The 294-nt window shown below is 63.6% G+C and carries 1 protein-coding gene; it reads right to left on the reverse strand.

Annotated elements, in window-relative coordinates:
- Positions 1 to 294 (reverse strand): DUF5801 repeats-in-toxin domain-containing protein (locus tag ALC15_RS44470; protein ID WP_157861007.1); only part of this gene is annotated, 294 nt, incomplete at both ends.

A 294-nucleotide genomic window follows, 5' to 3' on the forward strand; every position in this document is an offset into this window, starting at 1 on the left:
CCGTGACCGTCTTGTCGCCTTCGCTGTCGGTGGTGAACGCGCTTGCCTTCAGGTCGATCAGGTTGGCGGCAAGCTGCTTGACGTCGTTGATGTAGGAGCCGCTGTAGGTGTCGGTCTGCGAGTGGTCGATCGACTCGAACTGCGTCAGCGTCACGATGCCGGTGGTCAGGCCGACGCTCAGCGTGAACGCGGTGTTGCCGGCATTGATGCCGGCCTGCGTGGCCGAGGTCGAGCCGGTCACGATGCCGGTCACGCTGTCGAGATACAGGTAGATCGTGCTGCCGGCATGGGTCA

The organism is Bradyrhizobium viridifuturi (assembly GCF_001238275.1).
GTDB lineage: Bacteria > Pseudomonadota > Alphaproteobacteria > Rhizobiales > Xanthobacteraceae > Bradyrhizobium > Bradyrhizobium viridifuturi.